This is a genomic window from Streptococcus sp. 4155, from assembly GCF_013276695.1.
Classification (GTDB): Bacteria; Bacillota; Bacilli; order Lactobacillales; family Streptococcaceae; genus Streptococcus; species Streptococcus pseudopneumoniae.
Genome location: NZ_VMLM01000031.1, coordinates 1 through 6,318, shown reverse-complemented (window position 1 = coordinate 6,318; position 6,318 = coordinate 1). Strand labels below are relative to the sequence as shown.

The following is a 6,318-nucleotide window of genomic DNA, read 5'->3' as shown; positions in this document are numbered from 1 at the left end:
TACTCAATGAAAATCAAAGAGCAAACCAGGAAGCTAGCCGTAGGTTGCTCAAAACACTGTTTTGAGGTTGCAGATAGAGCTGACGCGGTTTGAATTTAATTTTCGCAGAGTATTAGACTTCTATTTTATCATAAATCTACCCCTTCTTGCAGACTCTTCTATTAAAAACTTAGCGCCAAAAAGATTCCTATCCTAGCTTACTTGCCTAACTAATCTATAAACATCGAAAAAGACTGGTTGCCCAGCCTTCTCCATCATTTTAGTCCTTTTTCAAACTTCCTGCACGAGTTTGAGTTCCTGCATAGGCAAGCAAGAGAAGAGTTCCTGCAATAGCTACAGATACACCATTAGCAATTCCCGCAACAATTCCTTGGGCAAATACTTTTTCTGCAGCTTCTTGATAAATCACAACATCTCCAAGTGGTGCCAAGACACCCCAAACAAGGGCATTTGCAAGTAGTTGAATGAGGTTAAAAATAAGAATATCTTTCCAGTCAAAGACACCATTGATCACGCGAACGTACTTTCTAAATAGCCCCACAGCTAGACCAAAGAGCCCACTAGCGATAATCCAAGTCCACCACAGACCGTAACCAGCAAGAGAGTCCTTGATTGCATGACCAATCAACCCGACAAGCAAACCGATAATCGGTCCAAAAATAATAGAAAGTAGCGCTTGTACCGCATACTGAAGCTGGATGCTTGTATTTGGAACAGGGGTCGGAATGTTGATCATCCCGATGACGACAAAGAGGGCAGCGCCAATTCCTACAGCAACAACTTGTTTAATTGATTGATTTTTCATCTATATTCTCCTATTTTATGATTCTATTTTCTTTATTTCAATGGTCCAAGATGAACCGACACCTACATTATAGGCCTTGGCAAAGGAACCTTGGTTGATAGCCAGACCTAAACGATAGAGAGAGTTGATGTAAAGGATGGGTTGCCCAATTCTCACATCTGCAAATGATTTGCCATAAACAACCTGATTTTGATAGACCAGCATATCAGCGTGATAGATGGTCACTTCAAAACGGTCACCAAATTCTGGTTCCAGTTTGTAAAATTCTTCTCGCGTAATAGAGGTCCAAAGCGAACCAAAACGCACATCCAGAATATCAATGGCTCCCTTCACCAGATGATCTTCACTAATGGTCTCTACGACTGGAAGTTCCACAATCTGATCCACACTGAGCTCTGGCCCCACTTCCTCAAAAGAAATGTGACCACTGGCCAGTTTAGCACCAGTATAGGCATAGACATCACGACCGTGGAAAGTATAAGAATGCTCTGTGTTTTGACGCCTATTAGCTACCTCAGAAATTTCACGAACGGCTACAATACCAACGTGTTTCTTGATAAAAGAAAGAGTCCCATTATCTGGCGTGACAATGTATTGATTGTTTGCAGTCTTGGCAACCACACTCTTACGTTTCGAGCCGACACCTGGATCGACAACCGATACAAAAGTCGTTCCCTCAGGCCAGTAATCCACCGTCTGAAAGAGACGGTAACTACCCTCAAAAATATTATAAGGTGTGATATCGTGCGTCAAGTGATGAATTTTTAAGGTTGGAGACTCTTCTAAAGCCACTCCAATCATAGCCGATACCGCACCATCAACCAGACCAAAGTCTGATTGTAATACCAGTAAATTATTATTCATTTTATCTCCTTGTATATCCTTTATCATACCATATTTCAGAGAAAGTCGCTAATAGCTATTTCAATTGCTTAGGGTATAGTTTTACCTTATAGCAGATTTCCGCTAAAAGTTCTCCCTTATTGGCTAGTAGGTGCATTTTTTTTGAAAAAGGATATGATAGTTACATCATGAAAAAGTAGGTTTTATTATGAAAATTATCCTTGTCGGAGGGGGAAAAGTTAGTTTTGCCCTCTGTCGCTCCTTGGTTGCAGAAAAGCATGATGTTTTGCTGATTGAGCAAGACGAAGCTGTTCTCAATCATATTGTCAGTCGCTTTGATATCATGGGTATCCTTGGTAACGGGGTCGATTTTGCCATTCTTGAGCAAGCCAGCGTCCAAGATTGTGATATCTTTATCACCCTGACTGAGTACGATGAAGTCAACATGATTGCAGCTGTTCTAGCCAAAAAAATGGGAGCTAAAGAGACCATCGTTCGGGTGCGGAACCCTGAATATTCTAACTCCTATTTCAAAGAAAAGAATATTCTCGGTTTTTCTCTTATCGTTAACCCTGAGCTCTTGGCTGCCCGCGCTATCGCCAACATCATTGACTTCCCCAACGCTCTATCTGTCGAACGTTTCTTTGGTGGACGGGTCAGCTTGATGGAATTCACTGTTAAATCCTCCAGTAGTCTTTGCCAAATGCCCATTTCTGATTTTCGGAAAAAAATTTGGCAATGTCATTGTCGTGCGATAGAAAGAGATCATCAAATTATCATTCCAAGCGGTAACATGACTGTACAGGATAAAGATAGAATCTTTGTCACTGGTAACCGTGTTGATATGATGCTCTTCCATAATTATTTCAAGTCTCGTGCCGTGAAGGGTCTTCTTATTGTTGGAGCTGGTAGAATTGCCTATTATCTACTAGGTATCCTCAAAGATAGTCGTATTGATACTAAGATTATTGAAATCAATCCTGAAATCGCTAGCTTCTTTAGCGAGAAATTCCCAAACCTCTACATCGTTCAAGGAGATGGTACCGCACAAGATATCCTGCTGGAAGAAAGTGCTCAAAACTATGATGCCGTTGCGACTCTAACAGGGGTCGATGAGGAAAATCTGATTACCTCTATGTTCCTGGACAGGGTAGGTGTACAGAAAAATATTACCAAGGTCAATCGTACCAGTCTCCTCGAAATTATCAATGCGCCTGATTTTTCAAGTATCATCACACCTAAAAGTATTGCCGTAGACACGATTATGCACTTTATTCGTGGTCGGGTTAATGCCCAGTATTCAGACCTTCAAGCCATGCACCATCTAGCCAATGGCCAAATCGAAACCCTGCAATTCCATATCAAGGAAGCCAATAAAATGACTGCCAAACCTCTTTCTCAACTGAAATTGAAAAAAGGGGTTCTTATTGCAGCTATCATTCGAAAGGGCAAAACGATTTTCCCAACTGGGGAGGATATGTTGGAAGTTGGAGACAAGCTCCTAGTAACAACCTTGTTGCCGAATATCACTAAGATTTATGACTTGATCGCGAGGTAAGAAATGAATAAAAGTATGATTCGCTACCTCCTTTCAAAGTTACTTTTGATTGAAGCGGTTCTCCTTTTGGTTCCTGTAGCTGTCGCTCTCTATTACCGTGAATCGAGCCAAGTCTTTACAGCCCTCTTTACAACGATTGGAATTCTGGTATTACTAGGTGGCTCAGGAATTTTACAAAAGCCAAAAAATCAACGGATTTATGCCAAGGAGGGAATCTTGATTGTGGCCCTCTGTTGAATCCTTTGGTCCTTCTTTGGTGGTCTCCCCTTTGTCTTTTCTGGGCAAATCCCTAGCGTTATTGATGCCTTTTTTGAAATTAGTTCTGGCTTTACAACTACTGGAGCAACTATTTTGAACGACGTTTCGGTTCTCAGCCGTTCCCTCCTCTTCTGGCGAAGTTTTACCCACTTGATTGGAGGGATGGGAGTGCTTGTTTTTGCACTTGCTATTATGGACAATGCCAAAAATAGCCACCTAGAGGTGATGAAGGCTGAGGTTCCAGGTCCTGTTTTTGGCAAGGTTGTATCCAAACTAAAAAACACTGCCCAGATTCTCTATCTCCTTTATCTAGCTCTCTTCTCCCTCTTTGTCATCATCTATTATCTAGCTGGCATGCCTCTCTACGATAGTTTTGTCATTGCTACGGGGACAGCGGGAACTGGAGGCTTTACCGTCTATAACGACGGAATTGCCCACTATGGCAGCTCACTGATTACCTATCTGGTCAGTATCGGAGTTCTGGTTTTTGGGGTAAATTTCAACCTCTACTACTACCTCATGCTCCGTCGCATCAAGGCCTTCTTTGGTGACGAAGAACTTCGGGCTTACTTGGTCATTGTACTGGTTTCTACAGGCTTGATTAGCCTCAACACCCTCTACCTCTACCCAGGGTTTTCAAAGAGCTTTGAAATGGCCTTCTTCCAGGTTTCCAACATCATTACAACAACTGGTTTTGGATATGGAGATATTACCAACTGGCCCCTCTTCTCCCAGTTTATCCTCCTTTTCCTCATGGCAATCGGTGGCTCTGCTGGATCAACTGCAGGTGGACTCAAGATTATTCGAGGCCTCATCCTTTCAAAAATTGCCAAAAATCAAATTTTGTCCATTCTATCTCCCCACCGTGTTTTGACTCTCCATGTGAATCAAACGGTGATTGATAAGGATACCCAGCATAAAATTCTCAAGTATGGTAGATTGAAACTAGAATAGTACATCTGGACTTCTAAAACATTGTTAGAAATCGATTTGACTGTCCCGATTGATTTGTCCTATTCTTATTTCATTTTATTATATCTTTAAATCCCGATCAGACATTTCAGTACCTGACTTATCCTCAATGAAAATCTCTTCAAACTGCGTCAGATCTATCTGCCCGACTTTATCACTTAATTCTCCGCCGACCTTACTTAATCCCTTGGTACATCTGGATTTTCCGACTATTTTTCAACTTTTTTGTTTGTTGTATATAATTATGTATGCTATAATAGAGTATGGCATTTATTAAAACAACAACCAACAAAGAAGGGCGTACTCATGTCTATCTTGTGGAGGGATATCGAAAAGATGGAAAAGTCAGACAGCGTATTTTGAAAAAATATGGTCTCTTAGATGAACTAGAGGTAGAGGAACCTGATATCTTAGAACGTTTGAAACGTGAGGCAAAGGAAGGTCTACTAACAGAACCTCAATTCTTTCAAGTAAGCTATGACCTACTGGCTCCTATGAATGAGGTGGATCAGTCCTATGGTTGGATGGTCTTGGATAACCTGTTTGAAGAGTTAAAACTAACCGAGTTTCTAAAGACAGTGAAATCGAAATCAGAGTACGATTTGGCTCAAGTTTTAAAACTATTAGTTTTTCAGAGAGTCCTCAATCCAGATAGTAAGTTATCTACTTATGCTTCTCAAGTAAACTTATTTGGTCATTGGGAAATAAGCCTCAACGCTATTTATCGTTCGTTAGATAAGTTGGATACCTTGAAAGAAAAACTTCTGCTTCATCTTCATAAAGAAGTGAGTCGCATGACCAAGCGTGAAGCACGTTTAGTTTTCTACGATGTAACGAACTACTACTTTGAAACAGATATCCCCGATGAGACGGTTGTTTCAGTTGATGGTGAAATTCTAAAAGAAGGACTAAGAAGGCGAGGTCCTAGTAAGGAACATCGTCCCAAACCCATTGTCCAATTAGGATTATTTATGGATACGAATGGAATTCCCATCAGTTATAAGTTATTTAGAGGAAATCAAACAGATCCTATTACCTATCTTCCAGCTGTTGAGGAAGTTAAAAAACAGTTTGGAATTGAGCGTATTGTGGTGGTGGCCGATAAGGCTATGAATAGCTCTTACAATATTTCTGAGATGATTCATCAAAAAGATGGATGGCTCTTCTCCCAGAAGCATCGTGGACGGCGTGGCGCCTCAAAGGAGCTACAAACACAAATTCTAAATCCAAACGATTGGCAATTTAATAAGGAGTTGACCTTCGCAAAGAAGTCCTATCTACGTGAACGCAAGCTGGGAACGAAGAAGGATTCTCCACTTGTCAAAGAGAAAGTTCTGATTACTTGGTCTAAGAAATACGCTGATCGAGAACGGATTCGTCGGGAAGGTGCTTTAGAATATGCCAGCCAACTAACCAATGCGGAACTCTTTCGACAGACCAGTAAAAAAGGAGGCAAGAAATATCTAGACCTCCACTATCTGGATGAAAAAACAGGGGAACTAAAGCCTTTTTCCCCACTTGTTACCATTGACCATGAGCAGGTTGATTTTGATGCTCAGTTTGATGGTGTGAATGTTCTTGTAACAAGTGAAGTTGGAATGACAGATGAAGAGATGTTGGAGGCTTATAAAGAGTTAGCTAAGATTGAGGATTGCTTCCGCATCACGAAGACAGAGCTTGAAAGTAGACCTGTTTATGTATGGACAGAAAATCATATACAGGCACATTTTTTGACTTGTTTTATCGCTTTAATTCATCTTCGACTCCTCCAACATCAAATTAATTGGAAGATGAGTCCAAGGAGAATCGCTAATGCTCTCAACAGTGCCAAAGCAACTAGGTTACAAGATAATTACTATAGACTACAAGAAAGTCCAGATAT

General features: G+C 40.9%; 5 protein-coding genes and 1 pseudogene. 4 read left to right on the top strand and 2 right to left on the bottom strand.

Going from position 1 to position 6,318, the window contains the following annotated elements; translation table 11 throughout:
• Positions 1–259 precede the first annotated feature (259 nt).
• On the bottom strand, positions 260–805 hold the full coding sequence (locus tag HT715_RS04200) for an ECF-type riboflavin transporter substrate-binding protein (RefSeq protein ID WP_000795930.1): 546 nt from the start codon (positions 803–805) through the stop codon (positions 260–262).
• Positions 806–820: 15 nt separating this feature from the next.
• On the bottom strand, positions 821–1,669 hold the full coding sequence (locus HT715_RS04195; protein WP_001063603.1) for an S-adenosyl-l-methionine hydroxide adenosyltransferase family protein: 849 nt from the start codon (positions 1,667–1,669) through the stop codon (positions 821–823).
• A 187-nt stretch (positions 1,670–1,856) separates the two neighbouring features.
• On the opposite strand from HT715_RS04195, the gene trkA reads away from it, so the two are divergent.
• From trkA to HT715_RS04180, 4 genes and pseudogenes are all read left to right on the top strand, one after another.
• Positions 1,857–3,206: a Trk system potassium transporter TrkA gene (gene trkA / locus HT715_RS04190; protein WP_000691705.1), complete on the top strand. Its 1,350-nt coding sequence runs from the start codon at positions 1,857–1,859 to the stop codon at positions 3,204–3,206.
• Positions 3,207–3,209: 3 nt separating this feature from the next.
• Positions 3,210–3,443, top strand: a complete 234-nt coding sequence (locus HT715_RS12410) for a hypothetical protein (protein ID WP_007285018.1) — start codon at positions 3,210–3,212, stop codon at positions 3,441–3,443.
• Positions 3,444–4,397 (top strand): annotated as a pseudogene (locus HT715_RS04185) (potassium transporter TrkG); the annotation flags it as partial.
• A 302-nt stretch (positions 4,398–4,699) separates the two neighbouring features.
• Positions 4,700–6,318 (top strand): IS1634 family transposase (locus tag HT715_RS04180; RefSeq protein ID WP_172922839.1); only part of this gene is annotated, 1,619 nt, incomplete at its 3' end.